This window comes from Cellulosimicrobium sp. TH-20, from assembly GCF_002105775.1.
Taxonomy (GTDB): domain Bacteria; phylum Actinomycetota; class Actinomycetes; order Actinomycetales; family Cellulomonadaceae; genus Cellulosimicrobium; species Cellulosimicrobium funkei.
On sequence record NZ_CP020857.1, the window covers coordinates 2,122,439 to 2,141,303 of the forward strand.

The following is an 18,865-nucleotide window of genomic DNA, read 5'->3' on the forward strand; positions in this document are numbered from 1 at the left end:
CGGTCTTCCCTCGCGGGAACGGCGGCCCTCTCGGCCGCCGGGCACGACGTTCCCTGGGAGCGGTGAGACCGTCCCGGGAGGGGCGCGTGAACGGTTCGTGAGGATCCACAGGCGAGGCGTCTCGGTCGATCCACGAGGGGTTTCGCACCTATCCTTGAACGTCGATCGACGAAGGGAACCTCGGTGCTGCAACGAATCATCGCCGCCCTCCTGCTCGTGGGAGGGCTGGTCGCCGTCGGCCTCGGTGTCGCGTCCGCCACCGTCTGGCGGGACAGCGACACGGTCGTGGCGACCACGGCGTACACCGGCGACGGCACGGTGCTCGTCACCGCGCCCGGGGTCCTCGACCTCGTCGCCGAGGACGTGACGATCCGCGCGACAGCACCCGGTGAGCAGCAGGTCACCCTCGCGATCGGCCGCGAGGCCGACGTGACCGGGTGGGTCGGCGAGGACCCGCACGGTCTGGTCACCGGCCTGTCCGACTGGGACGCGCTCGCGACGCGCGCCGTCGACGCGCCGGCCGCGGAGGACGAGCCCGCGGAGGGCGAGACGCCCGCGGACGGGGAGTCGCCCGCGGAGGGCGAGAGTCCGGCCGACGCCGAGGCACCCGCCGACGCCGAGAGCCCGGCCGAGGGCGAGACGCCCGCCGAGGGCGAGACGCCCGCGGAGGGCGACGCGGCCGCGGAGGCCCCCGTCGTCGGCGTCGACCCCGCCGGCTCCGACATGTGGCTGGAGGAGGCGACGGGCGCCGGCTCGGCGAGCCTGCGCTGGTCCGACCAGCCCGGCCGCTGGCAGCTCCTCGCCGCCGGCGTGGGCGAGGACGCCGTCGCCCCGACCGTCGAGCTCTCGTGGCCGCGCCAGGTCGAGACGCCGTTCCTGTGGCCCGGCGTCATCGGCGGTGCCGTGCTCATCCTCCTCGGTCTCGGCATCGGGGCGGCGAGCCTGCGCCCGCGCCGCCGCGGGCCCTCGGGCGGCACCACGACCTCCGCGACCCCGGCGGTCGCGCCGGCCGGCACGACGGCGGGGACGTCGTCGGACGACGCCGACGCGCCCGACGGCGAGGTGCCGACCGACACGGCCCAGGTGCGCATGCTCACGCGGCGTGAGCTGCGCGAGCGCGAGGAGGCCGACCGCCTCGCGCAGCAGCAGGCCCGCGCCCAGAAGCCGCGCCGCGCGTGGCTCACCGGCCAGATCCCGATCGTCGCGCGCGGCGAGCGCCGCCCGCGCACCGCGGCCCAGCCGACCGTCGACGCGAGCGCGCACCCGACCACGGAGGACAGCGCGAGCACGCGCGCAGACGCCTGGCGCCGGGCGTGGGGCTTCACGCCCGGCAGCGACGAGAGCGCCCCGGCGCCTGCACCCGAGAGCGACCCGGACGAGACGAAGGACAGCACCCGATGACCAGCACCGCCCGCGACACGGCCCGCGCCCGCCGCGCCCGTCGTCACCTCGGCGGGGTGGCCGGGGGACTGGTCGGCGCGCTCCTGCTCGCCGCCTGCTCCGCACCCCTCCCGACGCCCGAGCCCGACCCCACGCAGGACCCGCCCGCGCCCGTCCTCACCGAGGCGCAGGAGACCGCCGTCCTCGACGCGGTCGCCGCCGCGCTCGCGGCGGCGAGCGAGACCAACGACGCGGCCCAGCTCGAGGGCCGCGTCACGGGCCCGGCCCTCGCGATTCGCACGAGCCAGCTCGCCGTCGCCGCCGCGCGCGGCAACGCCGACCTCGTGACCGAGCTCCCGACGGAGGCGCAGCAGGTCGTCATCCCGACGACGCAGACCTGGCCGCGCACGTCGTTCGCCGTGAGCGTGCAGCCCGAGAACCTGCAGACGCCGCGCCTGTCCGTCCTGGAGCAGGACACCGCGCGCGGCGACTACCAGCTCTGGGCCTGGGTCCGCCTCCTGCCGGGCGTCACCATGCCGAGCTTCGCGGACCCGAGCATCGGCAGCGAGGACGTCGCTCCCGACGACTCGAGCCTGCTCGTCACGCCGACGGACGCCGTCGCGCAGTACGCCGACGTGCTCAACCTCGGCACGGGCTCCGGGTTCGCGGGGTCCTTCGAGGAGGACTCGTTCCGCACCCTGCTCGCCAAGCGCGCGCAGGACTGGACGACGGCGCTCCAGCCCGCCGCGGGCGCCTACGCCCTGACGTTCACGCCCAACCCGGACGAGCCCGTGCGCGCGGTCCGCACCGCGGACGGCGGCGCGCTCGTGGTCGGTGCGATGACCTCGCAGGAGTCGATGACGGCCGAGGAGGGCGCGCAGGTGCCGCCCGACACGGAGTCGATCAAGGCGCTGTACGGGGACAAGACTCCGACGAACGTGCTCAAGGTCGGCTACGTCGACGTCGTCGCGCTCTACGTGCCGCCCGCGGGCTCGGAGGAGAAGATCCGCGTGGTGGGCAACGAGCACGTCGCGACGTCGGTCGCGAACGCCTGACGCTCCGTAGGATTGCGACCATGAGCGAACCCACCCAGCCCACGTTCGACGTGCGCGGCGCGGTCGACCTGTCCGCGCTGACCAGGCCGCAGTCACCCCCGCCCGGCGAGGAGGGCGGCGCGCCCGCCGCGGGCGGGTACGTCGTCGACGTCACGGACGAGACGTTCGGCCAGCTCGTCCAGGACTCGGCGCAGTACCCCGTCGTCGTGCTCCTGTGGATCCCGACGGACCAGGCGAACGCGCAGCTCGGCACCGACCTCGGCGCGCTGGCCGACGAGTACGCCGGCCGCTTCCTCCTGGCCCGCGTCGACGCCCAGGCGTACCCGCAGATCACGGCCGCGTTCCAGGTCCAGGGCGTGCCGACCGTCGTCGCGATCCTGCAGGGTCAGCCCGTGCCGCTGTTCCAGGGCGCCGCGCCCGTCGAGCAGGTGCGCGCCGTGCTCGACCAGGTGCTCCAGGCGGCCGAGGCGAACGGCGTGACCGGTCGTGCGCCCGCCCAGGGCGCCGACGGCGAGCCCGAGCGCCCCGCGGAGCCCGCCGCCGAGCCGGAGCCCGAGCTCCCGCCGCTGCACCAGGAGGCGTACGACGCGATCGAGCGCGACGACCTCGACGCCGCGGTCGCGGCCTACGAGAAGGCGATCAAGCAGGACCCGCGCGACGCGCTCGCCGTCGCGGGGCTCGCGCAGGTCCGCCTCCTCCAGCGCACCCGCGACGCCGACCTCGCGACGGTCCGCGCCGCGGCCGCCGCCGCACCGCAGGACGTCGACGCCCAGCTCGCCATCGCCGACCTCGACCTGCTCGGCGGGCACGTGGACGACGCCCTCGACCGGCTCCTCGACCTGCTGCCCGGCGCCGACGCGGACGGCAAGGAGAAGCTCCGAGTGCGCCTCCTCGACTACTTCGAGGTCGTGGGCCCCACCGACCCCCGCGTCGGCAAGGCCCGCCAGCGCCTCGCGATCAGCCTGTACTGACACACCCGCGCTCTACCGACGCACCCGCGTCACGCACGACGGCGGCCGGTCACCGCGAGGTGACCGGCCGCCGTCGTGCGTGGAGGTCACCGCGAGGAGACCGGCTGCCGTCGCGCTGAGGAGGCAGCGCCGGGGGTGCGACGAACTCGGTGGGTGGGGTGGTGGCGCCGGGTCGTGGCGGGCCTGGCGGGAGCCGCGAGGAACGAGCGGCGGATGGTAGACCCGGCGCCACCACCCCACCCACCACCCAGGGTGACGACAACTCGCCGTCGGCGGGACCAGGCCTCTACCTCGGCGACCAGGCCTCTGCCTCGGCGGACCGGGCCTCTACCTCGGCGACGGGACGAGGTACAGCGCGCCGAGCGGCGGCACGCGCAGGACCGCGGAGTACGCGCGCCCCTTCCACGGGACGGGCTCCGCCCCGACCTCACCGAGGTTGCCGACACCGGAGCCGCCGTAGACCTCGGCGTCGGTGTTGAGGACCTCGCGCCACGCGCCGCCCGACGGCAGGGCGACGCGGTAGCCCTCGTGCGGCGTCCCGGCGAAGTTCACGACGACGGCGACCTCGCTGCCGTCGCGCCCGCGGCGTACGTAGGCGAGGACGTTGTGGTCGGCGTCGTCGGCGTCGAGCCACTCGAACCCCGCGGGGTCGTGGTCGAGCTCCCACAGAGCAGGGGTCGCGCGGTACAGGGCGTTGAGGTCACGCACGACACGCTGCACGCCCTGCCGGCCCGGGTCGGCGGCGAGGCCGTCCCAGTCGAGCGACCGGCCCTCGTTCCACTCGGAGTGCTGGCCGATCTCGCTGCCCATGAAGAGGAGCTGCTTGCCGGGGTGCGACCACTGGTAGGCGAGGAACGCGCGCACGCCGGCGCGCTTCTGCCAGTCGTCGCCCGGCATCTTCCCGTAGAGCGAGCCCTTGCCGTGCACGACCTCGTCGTGGCTGATGGGGAGCACGAACTGCTCGGAGTACGCGTAGACCATGGAGAACGTGATCTCGTGGTGGTGGTACCGGCGGTTGATCGGCTCCTCGGCGACGTAGCGCAGGGAGTCGTTCATCCAGCCCATGTTCCACTTGAGCCCGAACCCGAGGCCCCCCGCGGAGGTGGGCCGGGTGACGCCCGGCCACGCGGTCGACTCCTCGGCGATCATCATGACGCCGGGCGTGCGCCGGTACGCGGTGGCGTTGGCCTCCTGGAGGAACGCGATGGCCTCGAGGTTCTCGCGGCCCCCGTGCACGTTGGGGTGCCACTGGCCGGGGCCGCGCGAGTAGTCGAGGTAGAGCATGGACGCGACGGCGTCGACGCGCAGCGCGTCGACGTGGAACTCCTCGAGCCAGTACGTCGCGTTGGCGACGAGGAAGTTGCGGACCTCGTTGCGGCCGAAGTCGAAGACGTACGTGCCCCAGTCGGGCTGCTCGCCGCGCAGCGGGTCGGCGTGCTCGTAGCAGGGCGTGCCGTCGAAGCGGGCGAGGGCCCACTCGTCGCGCGGGAAGTGCGCGGGGACCCAGTCGACGACGACGCCGATCCCCGCGGCGTGCAGGCGGTCGACGAGGTAGCGGAAGTCGTCGGGGTGGCCGAACCGGGACGTCGGGGCGTAGTAGCCCGTGACCTGGTAGCCCCACGACCCGCCGAACGGGTGCTCGGCGACGGGCAGGAGCTCGACGTGCGTGAACCCCTGCTCGACGACGTACGCCGTGAGCTGCTCCGCGAGGTCGCGGTAGGACAGGCCCTGGCGCCACGAGCCGAGGTGCACCTCGTAGATGCTGAGCGGCTGCGTGTGGGGGTCGTGCGCCGCGCGCTCGGCGAGCCACGCGTCGTCGGACCACTCGTACCGGGACTCGACGACGACGCTCGCCGTTGCCGGGGGCACCTCGGCCGCCTTGGCGAGCGGGTCGGCCTTCTGGCGCCACGAGCCGTCGGGCCCGAGGATCTCGTACTTGTAGCGCGCGCCCGCGACGACGCCGGGGACGAAGAGCTCCCACACCCCGGTGGACCCGAGCGAGCGCATCGGGTGCGTGGGGCCCCAGCCGTTGAAGTCGCCGATGACGCGGACCGCGCGCGCGTTGGGCGCCCAGACGGCGAACGCCGTGCCGGTCGTGTCGCCGAGCGCGCTCGGGTAGGTGCGGACGTTCGCGCCGAGCGCGCGCCACAGCTCCTCGTGCCGGCCCTCGCGGATCAGGTGCAGGTCGACGTCGCCGAGCGTGGGCAGGAACCGGTAGGGGTCGTCCACGGTCGTGGACTCGTGCCCGTAGCGGGCGCGGACGCGGTAGTCGGGGGCGTGCCGGGTGCCGTCGGCGTCCTGGTGCACCGGCACGACGGCGGCCCACACCCCGTCCTGCTCGTGCACCGCCGGGTGCTCGCCGTCGGCGGCGACGACGACGACCTCGTCCGCGAGCGGGCGCAGGACGCGGACGACGGCCCGCGCGTCCGCGGCGTCGTCCGCGAGGTGCGGGCCGAGCACGGCGTGCGGGTCGAACGTGCGCCCGCCCGCGGCCGCGGCGAGCGCGTCCTGCGGCACGACGACGGGGGGCGGGGTGGCGGAAGCGGCGGGCCCGGTCATGGGGCAACCTTTCCACGTCCCGCGCACCCTCACAGGACGGGCTCGCCGGACGGTCCGGTACGTGCGGCCGGGCGACCGCGCACGTCAGGCGTTGCCCGCGAGGAGGCGGTCCACGGCGGCGAGGGGGATGGGCTCCCAGTCGGGACGGTTGCGCGACTCGTAGACGACCTCGTAGAGCGCCTTGTCGAGCGTGAGCGCGCGGACGAGCGCCTCCGAGGTCGCGTGGTCGACGCCCGCGGTGTCCGCGCGCTCGTACGCGTCGAGGAACGCGGCGCGCGCCTGGACGGCCCACGCGGCGTCGGGAGCACGCCCGACGGCGGCCGCGTAGTCGAACGAGCGCACGATCCCGGCGACGTCGCGCAGGGCGAGGTCGGGGCGGGTGCGCTCCGCGACCGGCCGCAGCGGCTCGCCCTCGAAGTCGAGCACCTTCCAGCCGAACCGGCGGGCGTGCAGCACCTGCCCGAGGTGCAGGTCGCCGTGGACGGTCTGGAGCCGCGGGAGGGCGTCGGGGACGCGCGTGACGGACGCGAGCCGTGCTGCCGTGCGGTCCCAGAACGCGGCGATCTCGGTCGCGCGCCGGCCGAGCGCGCTCGACGACGCGACGGCCTCGTCCGAACGGCGCCGCAGGTCGGCGACGAGCCAGCGCGCGTCGACGGGGGAGCCCACGTCGAACGCGCGCCGGAGCGCGGCGTGGAGGTCGGCGAGGACCCGGCCGAGGTCGGCGGCGAGGTCGGCGAACGAGGAACCCTGCCCGGCGTAGGCGCACGCCAGGTCGAAGCCGTCGCGCGCGCCGTCGACGAACTCGCTGAGGATCGCGAGGTGCGCCGACCGGGGCGACGCCGGGTCGGGCGCGTGCCCGGGAGCGGCCGGGTCGTCGGTCGCGTCCCAGCCCACCTCGAGCCAGGCGAGCGGTCGCGGCACGCCCGCCCACCCCTGGGCGGCGAGCGCGCGCGGGATCGTCACGTCCGGGTTCGGGCCGATCGCGATGGCCCGCAGGACCTTGAGCATCGTGCCGCCGGCGACGCCGGGCAGCAGCACCGAGCTGTTCGACTGCTCGACGCTCAGAGCGCGTCCGCCCGCGAGGTCGAGCGGATCGGTGCCCGCGCCCCCGGCCGCGGGGGTCGTCTCCCAGTCGGCGACGGCCAGGAGCGCCGCCCAGCACGCGGGGTGCGCGGCGCCGTCGTGCACGAGCCAGGCCGTCCCGGCGGTCGCGCCGCCCCCGGCGTCGTGCACCGTCCCGAGCGGCGTGGCGGGCGCGCGCCCCGGACCGGCGGACGGGGTCGCGCCGCCCGGGGTGCGCACGTCGCCCGGGGCCGCGGGCGCCGCGTCGACCGGCTCGAGGACGAGCGGCACCTGCACGACGAGGTCGACGCCGTCCCCGAGCAGCCGCAGCAGGTGGAGGACGACGCGCGGGGCCCGCGCCGGGTCCTGACCGGCCGTCGCCGGGACGTCGAGCGCGAACGACAGCCACGGCACGTGCCGCACCGCGACGCCCTTGACGGGGTACCACCGGCGCTCCGGCAGCCACGCGTCGAGGAGCGTCATGAGCTCCGAGGAGGGAAGGTCCGTCCGTCGGAGCGTCATGCGCGCCTCCCTGTGGCTGGGTCGTCGGATCGTCGGCAGGTCGTGCCCCGGGGGTGCCCCGGGGGCCCCGCCGTCGGGTCACGACGGCGGCAGCCTCCATCCGACCACGACGCGCCCGATCTCGCCGGGCGTCAGGGGGTCGTGCCCTCGGGACCCCCGACGACGAGCCAGTAGAAGTCGCGCGACCCCCACGTCATGACGACGCGCCCGTCGTCCCCGACCGCCGGGAAGTGCGCGCCGCCGAACACGTCGGTGAGCGGCGCGCCCGCGTGCCCCGGCAGGTGCACCGCCGCGGACCGGGCGGTCGCCGAGAGGTTCGCGACGCACAGGATCGTCTCCGTGGGCGTGCGCCGCAGGAACGCGAGGATCGACTCGTTGTCGCACTCGAGCGCCACGAAGTCGCCGGTGCCGAACGCCTTGTGGCGGCGCCGGACCTTGAGCATGCCGTGCACCCAGTGCAGCAGCGACGTCGACTGCTCGAGCTGCGCCTCGACGTTGACGTAGCCGTAGTGGTGCACGAGCGACTGCACGAGCGGCAGGTACACCTTGCCCGGGTCCGCGGTGGAGAACCCGGCGTTGCGGTCGGGCGTCCACTGCATGGGCGTGCGCACGGCGTCGCGGTCGGGCAGCCAGATGTTGTCGCCCATGCCGATCTCGTCGCCGTAGTACAGGCACGGGCTGCCCGGGAGCGAGAGCAGGAGCGCGTGCGCGAGCTCGACCTCCTTGCGCGAGTTGTCGAGCAAGGGCGCCAGCCGACGGCGGATCCCGACGTTGGCGCGCATGCGCGGGTCGGGCGCGTACCACCCGTACATGGACGCGCGCTCCTCCGTCGAGACCATCTCGAGCGTGAGCTCGTCGTGGTTGCGCAGGAACGTGCTCCACTGCGCGCCCGCGGGGATGTCGGGCGTGTCGGCAAGGATCTCCAGCACCTGGTTCGCGCGCTGGTCGCGGATCGCGTAGAAGATGCGCGGCATGACGGGGAAGTGGAAGCACATGTGGCACTCCGGCTCCTCCTCGGTGCCGAAGTAGTCCACGACGTCGCGCGGCCACTGGTTCGCCTCGGCGAGGAGGATGCGGCCCGGGAACTCGGTGTCCACCATGCGCCGCACGCGGCGCAGGAACTCGTGCGTCTGCGGGAGGTTCTCGCAGTTGGTGCCCTCGGCCTCGTAGAGGTACGGCACCGCGTCGAGGCGGAACCCGTCGACCCCCATCTGCAGCCAGAACCGCGCGACGTCGAGCATCGCGTCGGCGACGCGCGGGTTCTCGAAGTTGAGGTCGGGCTGGTGGGAGAAGAAGCGGTGCCAGAAGAACTGGCGCCGCACCGGGTCGAACGTCCAGTTGGACGTCTCCGTGTCGACGAAGATGATGCGCGCGTCCTGGTAGCGCGTGTCGTCGTCGCTCCACACGTAGAAGTCGCCGTACGGGCCCTCCGGGTCGGCGCGCGACGCCTGGAACCACGGGTGCTGGTCGCTCGTGTGGTTCATGACGAGGTCGATGACGACGCGCATCCCGCGCGCGTGCGCCTCGCTCACGAGCTCGGCGAAGTCCGACGTCGAGCCGTACTGCGGCGCGATCGCGGTGTAGTCGGACACGTCGTAGCCGCCGTCGCGCAAGGGCGACGGGTAGAACGGCGGCAGCCACAGCGCGTCGATGCCGAGCCAGTGGAGGTAGTCGAGGCGGTCGATGAGCCCGCGCAGGTCGCCCGTCCCGCTGCCGTCGGAGTCGGAGAACGCGCGGACGATCACCTCGTAGAACACCGCCGTGCGGTACCAGTCCGGGTCGTCGGACAGCCCGGGGCGCGTCTCGACGGGCGGCGCCGGCTGACGGCGCGGCGGGAGGGCCGCGACGGGCACGGGCGCGGTGAGCGGGGGCACGGGAACGGGACCGGCGGCGGGCCCCCGCACGGGGACCGGGGCCGCGTCCCGGGGGAGCGTCACGAGGCCCTCACGTGGATGACGTGCGCGACCTGGCGCAGCGGCTCGAGCCGCACGTACACGTCCTGCCCCCAGCCGTAGCTCTCGCCGGTCAGCTCGTCGTGCGCGACGAACGACGGCGCCCAGGGGTCCTGGCCGTCCGCGAGCGGGGGGAGGCCGAGGGCCGCGAGGTCCAGGTGCACGTTCGACTCCTGCGGGGAGTGGGGGTCGAGGTTCACCACGACGACGACCGTGTCCGCCTCGCCGGTCGGCGAGTGCTCGGCCGGCAGGTGGCGCGAGAACGCGAGCACCTGGTCGTTCGTCGTCGGGTGCACCGTGAGGTTCCGGAGCTGGCGCAGCGCGGGGTGGTCCCGACGGATCTCGTTGAGCCGCGCGAGCAGCGTCGAGATCCCGATCTCGTCGGCGAGCGCCCAGTCGCGCGGCTTGTACTCGTACTTCTCGTTGTCGATCTGCTCCTCGACGCCCGGGCGCGGCACGTTCTCGACGAGCTCGTACCCGGAGTAGATCCCCCAGGTGGGGGCACCGAGGGCGGCGAGCACCGCGCGCACGGCGAAGCCCGCCACGCCGCCGTGCTGGAGGTACGGCGGGAGGATGTCGTGGGTCGTGGGCCAGAAGCTCGGGCGCATGTAGGCGCCGGCCTCGCCCGAGACCTCGGTGAGGTACTCCGCGAGCTCGTCGCGCGTGTTGCGCCACGTGAAGTACGTGTACGACTGGTGGAACCCGATGCGCGCGAGGGTGTGCATCATCGCGGGCTTGGTGAACGCCTCGGAGAGGAACACGACCTCGGGGTTCGTCGCGCGCACCTCGGCGAGCAGCCACTCCCAGAAGTCGAGCGGCTTGGTGTGCGGGTTGTCGACGCGGAACGCGGTGACGCCGCGGTCGATCCACACGCGCACGACGCGCAGAACCTCGGCGTAGATGCCCTCGGGGTCGTTGTCGAAGTTGAGCGGGTAGATGTCCTGGTACTTCTTCGGCGGGTTCTCCGCGTAGGCGATGGAGCCGTCGGCGCGCGTCGTGAACCACTCGGGGTGCTCGGTGACCCACGGGTGGTCGGGCGAGCACTGCAGCGCGAGGTCGATCGCGACCTCCAGCCCGTGCCGCCGGGCCTCCTTGACGAACGCGCGGAACGTGCGCTCGCTGCCGAGCTCGGGGTGGATCGCGTCGTGGCCGCCGTCCTTCGAGCCGATGGCGTACGGGCTGCCCGGGTCGCCGGGGAGCGCGGTGAGGGAGTTGTTGCGGCCCTTGCGGTGCGTCGTGCCGATGGGGTGGACGGGGGTCAGGTAGACGACGTCGAAGCCCATCTCCGCGATCGCGGGCAGACGGCGCGCGGCCGCGGTGAACGTGCCCGAGCGCCAGCGCCCGTCCTTGAGCCGCCGGGCGCCCTCGGAGCGCGGGAACATCTCGTACCACGCGCCCGCGAGCGCGAGCGGGCGCTCGACGCGCAGCGGGTACGTGGCCGACGCCGTGACGTGGTCGCGCAGCGGGGCGCGCTCCAGGACGTCGCGCACCTCGGGCGACGTCGCGGCGACGAGCCGGGCCTCGGCGGGGCGGGTCGCGTCGGCGAGCGCGGCGAGCGCGTCGGCGAGCGTGCGCTCGTCCGCGGGGGTCCGGCGGCCGGGCGTGCCGTCGCGCCCGGGGAGGGGGACGGCGTCGGCGAGGACGCGTTCGAAGAGCCGCACGCCCTCGGCGAGCATGAGCTCGACGTCGACGCCCGCCGCGACCTTGACCGTCGCGTCGTGCGCCCACGTGCCGTAGGGGTCGCTCCACGCCTCGACGCGCAGCGACCAGTCGCCGACCGCGTCCGGGTGGAGCGTGGCGCGGAACCGGTCGAGCCCGGGGGCGACGTCGACCATGGGTGCCGTGCGCTCGGTGCCGTCGGGCGCGACGAGGACGGCGGTCGCGGCGACGGCGTCGTGGCCCTCCCTGAAGACGGTCGCCTCGATCGGCACCATCTCGCCGACGACGGCCTTGGCAGGCCACCGGCCGCCCTCGACGACGGGCGACACCTCGAGCACGGGGATGCGGCCGACGGGTGCGGCGGGGGCGGGGGCGGGGGCGCCGCCTCGGGGGCGAGGGGCACCGGTGGCGCGGGGGCGGTGCGGCGCGAGGGCCGGAGGGGTCGACGTCACACGCACAACGTATCGAGGGGCACGGGGGCCAGGCACCTGGGGGAGGGGTCGGCGCGTCGCGGACGGGTCGCGCACGATACCTGGGTGAAATTTCATGCAAGCGTTACACACAGGTTGCGGCGCGGGGGTGTGCACCGGCGTCAGGCTGCGTAGTCTCGTCCCCGTGAGAGCCATCCGACGGTTCACCGTCCGCACCCTGCTGCCCGCCGAGCTGCGCGACCTGGACGAGCTCGCGCACAACCTGCGCTGGTCCTGGCACGCGCCCACGCGCGACCTGTTCGCCGGTATCGACCCCGAGACGTGGGCGGCGGTCCACGGCGACCCCGTCGCGCTGCTCGGTGCGCTCGGTCCCGAGCGCCTCGCGGAGCTCGCCGCCGACGGCGCCTTCGTCGAGCGCGTGCGGGCGGCGGCGGCCGACCTGCGCCACTACCTCGACGACGCGCTGTGGTACCAGCAGCGTGCCGCGGAGGCGTCGGAGGGCGGTGGCTCCCTGCCGGCCGCGATCGCGTACTTCTCGCCCGAGTTCGGCATCACGTCCGTGCTGCCCCAGTACTCGGGCGGCCTCGGCATCCTCGCCGGCGACCACCTGAAGAGCGCGAGCGACCTCGGCGTGCCGATCGTCGGCGTCGGGCTCCTCTACGGCGCCGGCTACTTCAAGCAGTCGCTCACGCGCGACGGCTGGCAGGTCGAGACGTACCCGCTCCTCGACCCGGACGGCCTGCCGCTCACCCTCCTGCGCGACGACGACGGCACGCCCGCGCGCGTCTCGCTCGCCCTGCCCGGGGGTCGCGCGCTCCACGCGCACGTGTGGGTCGCGGCCGTCGGCCGCGTGCCGCTGCTCCTGCTCGACTCGAACGTGCCCGGCAACGACGAGGCCGCGCGCAAGGTGACCGACCGCCTCTACGGCGGCGGCGGCGAGCACCGCCTCCAGCAGGAGCTGCTGCTCGGCGTGGGCGGCGTGCGCGCGCTGCGCCTGTGGTCGCGCCTCACCGGCGCGCCGGAGCCCGAGGTCTACCACACCAACGAGGGCCACGCGGGGTTCCTCGGCGTCGAGCGCATCCGCGAGCTCGTCGAGCAGGGCCTCACGTTCGACGCGGCGCTCGAGGCCGTCCGCGCCGCGACGGTCTTCACGACGCACACGCCCGTGCCCGCCGGCATCGACCGGTTCGGCCGCGACCTCGTCACGCAGTACTTCGGCGGCGACATGGCGGTCGACGGCCTGCCCGTCGAGCGCGTCCTCGCCCTCGGGGCCGAGGACTACGACGGCGGCGACCCGACCGTGTTCAACATGGCCGTCATGGGCCTGCGCCTCGGCGGACGGGCGAACGGCGTCTCCCTCCTGCACGGCGAGGTGTCGCGCGGCATGTTCGAGGGCCTGTGGCCGGGCTTCGACGCCCGCGAGGTCCCGATCACCTCGGTGACGAACGGCGTCCACTCGCCCACGTGGGTCGACCCGGCGCTCGCGGCCCTCGAGGCCGAGCGGCTCGGGCTCGACGAGCTCACGGCCGAGCACGCGTCGTCGCGCTGGCTGCGCGGCGACGGGGAGGGCGCCGTCGGCGACGGCGAGCTCTGGGCGATCCGCCGCGAGATGCGCGGCCGGCTCGTCGACGAGGCGCGCCGCCGCGTGCGCAAGTCCTGGCGCGAGCGCGGTGCGACCCCGGCGGAGCTCGGCTGGGTCGACGACGTGCTCTCGCCCGACGTTCTCACCATCGGGTTCGCGCGCCGCGTCCCCACGTACAAGCGGCTCACGCTCATGCTCCGCGACCCGGAGCGGCTCAAGGCGCTGCTGCTGCACCCCGAGCGCCCGGTCCAGCTCGTCGTGGCGGGCAAGTCGCACCCCGCCGACGACCAGGGCAAGCGGCTCATCCAGCAGCTCGTGCGCTTCACGGACGACCCCGAGGTGCGGCACCGCATCGTCTTCCTGCCGAACTACGACATCGCCATGGCGCAGTCGCTCTACCCGGGCTGCGACGTCTGGCTTAACAACCCGCTGCGCCCGCTCGAGGCGTCCGGGACGTCGGGCATGAAGTCGGCCCTCAACGGTGGCCTCAACCTGTCGATCCTCGACGGGTGGTGGGACGAGTGGTACGACGGCGAGAACGGCTGGGCCATCCCGACCGCCGACGGCGTCGAGGACGCGGACCGTCGCGACGACCTCGAGGCCGCCGCGCTCTACGACCTCGTCGAGCAGCAGGTCGCGCCCCGGTTCTACGACCGCGACGCCGACGGCGTGCCCGGCCGGTGGCTCGAGATGGTGCGGCACACGCTCGCGACGCTCGGCCCCAAGGTCCAGGCGACGCGCATGGTCGGCGAGTACGTCACGCGCCTGTACGCCCCGGCCGCCGCGGCCGGGCGCGCGCTGGCCGCCGACGGGCTCGCGCCCGCCCGGGAGCTCGCGCAGTGGAAGCACGCCGTGCGCGACGGCTGGTCGCGCGTGCGCGTCGACCACGTCGATTCGGCCGGCATCGGCGAGGTGCCGCAGGTCGGCGACCGCCTCACGGTCCGCGCGTACGTGTCGCTCGGCGACCTGCGCCCCGAGGACGTCCAGGTGCAGGTCGTGCACGGTCGCGTCAGCGAGGCCGACGTCATCGAGGAGTTCACGGCCGAGCCGCTCGCGCTCGCCGAGACGTACGAGGCCGGCCGCTACGCGTTCGCGGGCGAGGTCGTGCTCGACGCGTCCGGACCGTTCGGCTACACCGTCCGCGTCGTCCCGACCCACGACGGCCTCCCGAGCGTCGCCGAGCTGGGCCTCGTCACCAACGCCTGACACCCCCGCCGAGGTAGAGCCTCCGGTCGCGAGGTAGAACCCTGGTCGCGCGAGGCAGAGGTGCGGTCGCGCGAGGTAGAGCCCTGGTCGCGCGAGGTAGAGGTGCGGTCGCGCGAGGTAGAGGTGCGGTCACGCGAGGTCGAGGCGTGGTCGCGTGAGGCGGATGCGTCATGCGAGTGCGAGAGGGCCTGGCCGTCGTCGGCCAGGCCCTCTCGGCTCGTCCGTCCATGGACGGAGGTCGACGGCGGCGGACCGTCGTGCAGGGGCGGCGACTTCGTCATCCACAGATCTGCCGTACTCGCCCCGCGACGGGGTGGCGACCGGCACGCTGGGTTGATGGACGAGACGACGGGCAGCTCCCGGGCCGGCCACGACCCGACAGCACGGCGCAGGCTCGGGGCTAATCCGGTCCCGACCCGCCCCTCCGGTCGCTACACCGCGGACAGCAACGGCCCTCGGAGGGTTCCGTCTGCTGTGCCCTACGTACGTCGACGCCGCGCGGAGCTGGCGGCGCGTGCGCGCACCGGTGAGCTCGTGCGGGTACGGCGTGGTGTCTACCTTCCCTCGGCGCACTCCGCGCCGTCGGAGCGCGAGGAGTGGCTGCTCGGCGAGGTGCGCGGACTGGTCGACCGGCTCGTGACGCCGTTCTGGGTGAGCCACGACACCGCGGCTCTGCTCTGGGGCTGTTGGACCTGGCGGCTCCCGCCGTTCGCGCACCTGACCCAGCTCGGCCACCCGAACGTGACGAGAGAACGGGACGCAGCCGTGCGTCGGCACTGGACCGATCTACCGGTCCGTGACCGCGCGGTCCTCGACGGCGTCCCTGTCACCAGCCTCGAGCGCACCTTGGTCGACTGTGCGCGGTCGCTGCCGCTCGAGCGCAGCCTCGTGGTGGTGGACTCTGCGTTGCGCCTGGGTGCGGACCGGGACGTGGTCGACTCGATCGTCGAGGAGTCGCGCGGCAAGCGGGGCGTCGTGCGGGCGCGGCGTGCTCTCGAGCTCGCGGACCCGAGGTCGGAGTCCCCGGGGGAGACGCTCGTGCGGCTCGCGGCCGTGCTCGGCGGTCTGCCCGCGCCTCGCCCGCAGGTACCGGTCCTGACGTCGCGCGGGACGTACGTCGTCGACCTGGCCTGGCTCGACGCCCGGCTGGTGATCGAGTTCGACGGGGCGGTGAAGTACTCCGGCGGGGAGTACGGGGACCCGGCAGAGGTCCGGCGCGCACAGGACGTCCGCGAGGCGGCGCTCGTGGCAGCGGGCTGGACGGTCGTGCGCTTCACCTGGGAGGACCTGGGCGACCCGGTGGCGGTCGGCTGTCGTCTCGCGGAGTCACTCCGCCTCGCGCTCCGACGCCGCGCAGACAGCTCGCGACCTTCCTCGCCGAGGTAGAGCCCTGGTCCGTCGAGGTAGAGGCGTGGTCGTGAACCTGGCCTCCACTCCGGCGTACCTGGCCTCTACCTCGGCCCACCTGGCCTCTATCTCGCGGACGGGGGTGGGGCGAGGAGGTCGAGGTAGCGCGAGCGCGCGCGCAGCACGTCGGCGAGCTGGGTCTCGATGCCGTCCACGAACTCCTCGCGGTACACGGCGTCGACCTGCACGGAGATCGCGTAGTAGAGGCCGGTGAAGGTCGCGATCGCGACGGAGACGCGCAGCAGCGTCTGCGTCACGACGAGGTCCGCGCCGCCGACGCCGCCCCCGCCGACGAGCGAGAGCGTGCGCTGCCAGGTGCCGCCGTCGACGTCCCACAGCGCCATGACCTCGGGGGTCACCGTGAGCGTCCCGAGCGCCATGAAGAACACGCCCATGCCGAGGCTCACGACGAGGACCTGGAGGAGCTGACTCGTCGCGATCATCGTCGCGAGGTTCGCCGTCTGGCCGCGGCTGAAGCGCGCCGCACGCTCGTGCCCGGGGTGGCGCGCGGCGGTCTCCGCGAGCGCCTCGCGCGCCTCCGTGGGCGAGCGCAGCCCGACGAACAGCACGACGAGCAGCGCGAAGAACGCGCCGAGCACGAGGTCGGCGACGCCGTGCGTGCGGTCGAACACCTGCCACACCTCGGCGTTGTAGAAGAGCACGAGGGAGAACACGAGCAGCAGCGGCAGCAGGCGCACGAGCCGCAGCAGGGCGGCGCCGAGCTCGTCGGTGACGCGCGCGAGCCCCCACCACAGCGACGACAGCACGCCGTACCCGACGACGACCCGCACGACCCCGAGCAGCACGAGGTTGCCGACGACGGTGAGCAGGGCGTCGCCCCACTGCCCGCCGAACATGACCCGCAGGAGGGCGGGCACGAGCACGAAGAACGCGAGCTCAGGGACGCCGACGGACTGGGGGAGCGTGAACCACGGCCGACCGCGCACCACGTTGAGCCCCGCGTACGCGGCCGCGACGAGGGCCGCGGCGCCGAGGAGCGCGAGCGCGTTCGCCCACGCGGGCCAGCCCGAGCGCACCGCGCCGGAGAGCTCGGCAAGCAGCACGACGAGCAGGAACGGCGCCGACCGCCCGAACACGTCGCGGTCGAGCGAGTGCCCCTCGACGAGCAGCGGGAGACCGTTGCGGCGGAACAGGCGCTCGCACGCGGGGACGTCGAGGTGGTCGACCGCCGCGGGGGCGCCGGGCGCGGGGGCCGGGGACGCGTCGTCGGGCACGGTCATGGTCGCCGACCCTACCCGGGTCAGCCCAGGTCGGCGGCGACCGCGCGGCCCGCGACACGGCCGGAGTAGAGGCACCCGCCGAGGAACGTCCCCTCGAGCGCGCGGTGGCCGTGCACGCCGCCCCCGCCGAACCCGGCCGCCTCGCCCGCGGCCCAGAGCCCGGGCAGCACGGACCCGTCCGCGCGCAGCACCCGCGCGGAGGTGTCCGTCCACAGCCCGCCGAGCGTCTTGCGCGTCAGCACGGAGAGGCGGACGGCGAGCAGCGGCCCGTCCTTCGGCGTCGTCAGGGGCCGTGGCGGCGACACGCGGATGAGCCGGTCGACGCGGTAGCGGCGCGCCATCGCCGTCGCGACGACCTGGGGGTCCTTGCCCAGCCCCGAGCGGACCTGCTCGTCGCGCAGGCGGACGACGCGGGCCAGGGCCGCCGGGTCGACGTGCCCCCGCGAGCCCGGCGTCGCCTCGACGAGCGCGTTCATCCGGGCGGCGAGCTCCTCGGGGGTGTCGGCCCACACGAACTCCGGCGACTGCTCGGCGAACCGTGCGACCGGTCCGACGGCGCCGGGCAGCACCCGCTGGGCGAGGAGCCGCACGTCCTTGCCCGTGAGGTCGGGGTTCTGCTCCGAGCCGGACAGCGCGAACTCCGACTCCATGATCGCCTTGTTGAGCACGAACCAGGAGTGGTCGTCGCCGCGCTCGGTGACGTGCTGGAGCGCGCCGAGGGCGTCGAAGCCGGGGAACAGCGGGGCGGGCAGCCGGTTGCCGTCGGCGTCGAGCCACAGCGAGCTCGGCCCGGGGAGGATGCGAATCCCGTGGTCGGTCCAGACCGGCGAGTGGTTCGCGATCCCCTCCGGGTAGTGCCACATGCGGTCCTCGTGCACGAGGGCCGCGCCCGCGTCGGCGGCGACGCCGATCATGAGCCCGTCGGTCGAGTCGGGCACTCCGGAGAGCATGCGTGCGGGGAGCCGGCCCGCCGTCTGCGGCCAGCGCGAGCGCACGAGCTCGTGGTTCGCGCCGATGCCGCCCGAGGTCACGACGACGGCGCTCGCCGCGATCTCGACCTCCCCGACGACGTCGCGCGAGGACGGCACCCCGCGCCCGGCGTCCGACGGCGCGAGCACCTGCGCGCGCACGCCCGTCACCGCGCCGTCGGTCACGACGAGCGACGTGACCCGGTGCCGGAACCGGACGTCGAGCAGGCCCGCGGTGCGCGCGTCCAGGGCGGCGCGGACGAACGGCTCGAGGATGCCGGGGCCGGTGCCCCACGTGACGTGGAAGCGGGGCACGGAGTTGCCGTGCGCGCCGGCGGCGGACCCGTCGGCGCCCGAGCGCACCGGGTACCCGCCGCGCTCCGCCCACTGCACGAGCGGGAACCACCGCACGCCCTTGTCGTGCAGCCAGCCGCGCATCTCCCCGGCGGCGAAGTCGACGAAGCCCTGCGCCCACGCGTAGCCGTGGCGGTCGGGCCCCTCGCCGCGGTCCGCGCCGGGCGCGAACTGCGCGGACCCGAGCCAGTCGTCGAACGCGAGCTCGGCGGAGTCCGTGACGCCCATGCGCCGCTGCTCGGGAGAGCCGACGAGGAAGAGCCCGCCGAACGACCACCACGCCTGGCCGCCCAGGCTCGCCGCCGGTTCCTGGTCGAGCAGGACCACCCGGCGACCCGCGGCCGTGAGCTCGGTCGCCGCGACGAGACCGGAGAGCCCGGCCCCCACGACGACGACCTCGGGGTCCTCGATCGTGGGAGAGGTGGGGGAGGAGTCGACCGCGCTGTCACTCATGCGGGAAGAGTAGAGCACGTGTCCAGACCTCGGCGGGCAGGGGCGACCACGGCTCTACCTCGC

11 protein-coding genes are annotated in these 18,865 nt (G+C 74.6%); 5 read left to right on the forward strand and 6 right to left on the reverse strand.

Features of this window, described 5'->3' with window-relative positions; translation table 11 throughout:
- The first annotated feature begins 183 nt into the window (after positions 1-183).
- From B8281_RS09405 to B8281_RS09415, 3 genes are read left to right on the forward strand one after another with little or no spacing between them, the layout of a single operon-like run.
- Positions 184-1,401 (forward strand): hypothetical protein, encoded by a 1,218-nt coding sequence (locus tag B8281_RS09405; RefSeq protein WP_043653203.1) that lies wholly within the window; start codon positions 184-186, stop codon positions 1,399-1,401.
- Positions 1,398-2,435 (forward strand): hypothetical protein, encoded by a 1,038-nt coding sequence (locus B8281_RS09410; RefSeq protein ID WP_085387568.1) that lies wholly within the window; start codon positions 1,398-1,400, stop codon positions 2,433-2,435. Before B8281_RS09405 ends, B8281_RS09410 begins: the two co-directional genes overlap by 4 nt.
- A gap of 20 nt (positions 2,436-2,455) precedes the next feature.
- Complete coding sequence (locus B8281_RS09415; RefSeq protein ID WP_034653561.1) at positions 2,456-3,406, forward strand: tetratricopeptide repeat protein; 951 nt, start codon at positions 2,456-2,458, stop codon at positions 3,404-3,406.
- Positions 3,407-3,733: 327 nt separating this feature from the next.
- Here B8281_RS09415 and glgB read toward each other — a convergent pair whose 3' ends face one another.
- The 4 genes from glgB to B8281_RS09435 form a co-directional block, all read right to left on the reverse strand.
- Positions 3,734-5,965, reverse strand: coding sequence for a 1,4-alpha-glucan branching protein GlgB (gene glgB, locus B8281_RS09420; RefSeq protein ID WP_085387569.1), 2,232 nt, complete (start codon positions 5,963-5,965; stop codon positions 3,734-3,736).
- An 84-nt stretch (positions 5,966-6,049) separates the two neighbouring features.
- Positions 6,050-7,549 (reverse strand): hypothetical protein, encoded by a 1,500-nt coding sequence (locus B8281_RS09425; RefSeq protein WP_085387570.1) that lies wholly within the window; start codon positions 7,547-7,549, stop codon positions 6,050-6,052.
- A gap of 131 nt (positions 7,550-7,680) precedes the next feature.
- Positions 7,681-9,423 carry a maltose alpha-D-glucosyltransferase gene (treS, locus tag B8281_RS09430; protein WP_369824957.1) on the reverse strand — a complete coding sequence of 581 codons (1,743 nt, stop codon included), beginning with the start codon at positions 9,421-9,423 and terminating at the stop codon, positions 7,681-7,683.
- A gap of 59 nt (positions 9,424-9,482) precedes the next feature.
- Positions 9,483-11,612: a maltotransferase domain-containing protein gene (locus tag B8281_RS09435; protein ID WP_369824958.1), complete on the reverse strand. Its 2,130-nt coding sequence runs from the start codon at positions 11,610-11,612 to the stop codon at positions 9,483-9,485.
- A 163-nt stretch (positions 11,613-11,775) separates the two neighbouring features.
- On the opposite strand from B8281_RS09435, the gene glgP reads away from it, so the two are divergent.
- Both glgP and B8281_RS09445 read left to right on the forward strand, forming a co-directional pair.
- Positions 11,776-14,379 (forward strand): alpha-glucan family phosphorylase, encoded by a 2,604-nt coding sequence (glgP, locus tag B8281_RS09440; protein ID WP_085387572.1) that lies wholly within the window; start codon positions 11,776-11,778, stop codon positions 14,377-14,379.
- 474 nt (positions 14,380-14,853) lie between these two features.
- Positions 14,854-15,765, forward strand: a complete 912-nt coding sequence (locus tag B8281_RS09445) for a DUF559 domain-containing protein (protein ID WP_186381280.1) — start codon at positions 14,854-14,856, stop codon at positions 15,763-15,765.
- Between the two features lie 86 nt (positions 15,766-15,851).
- Here B8281_RS09445 and B8281_RS09450 read toward each other — a convergent pair whose 3' ends face one another.
- Complete coding sequence (locus tag B8281_RS09450) at positions 15,852-17,027, reverse strand: hypothetical protein (RefSeq protein ID WP_085387574.1); 1,176 nt, start codon at positions 17,025-17,027, stop codon at positions 15,852-15,854.
- A 20-nt stretch (positions 17,028-17,047) separates the two neighbouring features.
- Positions 17,048-18,802 (reverse strand): FAD-binding dehydrogenase, encoded by a 1,755-nt coding sequence (locus B8281_RS09455; RefSeq protein ID WP_085387575.1) that lies wholly within the window; start codon positions 18,800-18,802, stop codon positions 17,048-17,050.
- Between the last annotated feature and the right edge of the window lie 63 nt (positions 18,803-18,865).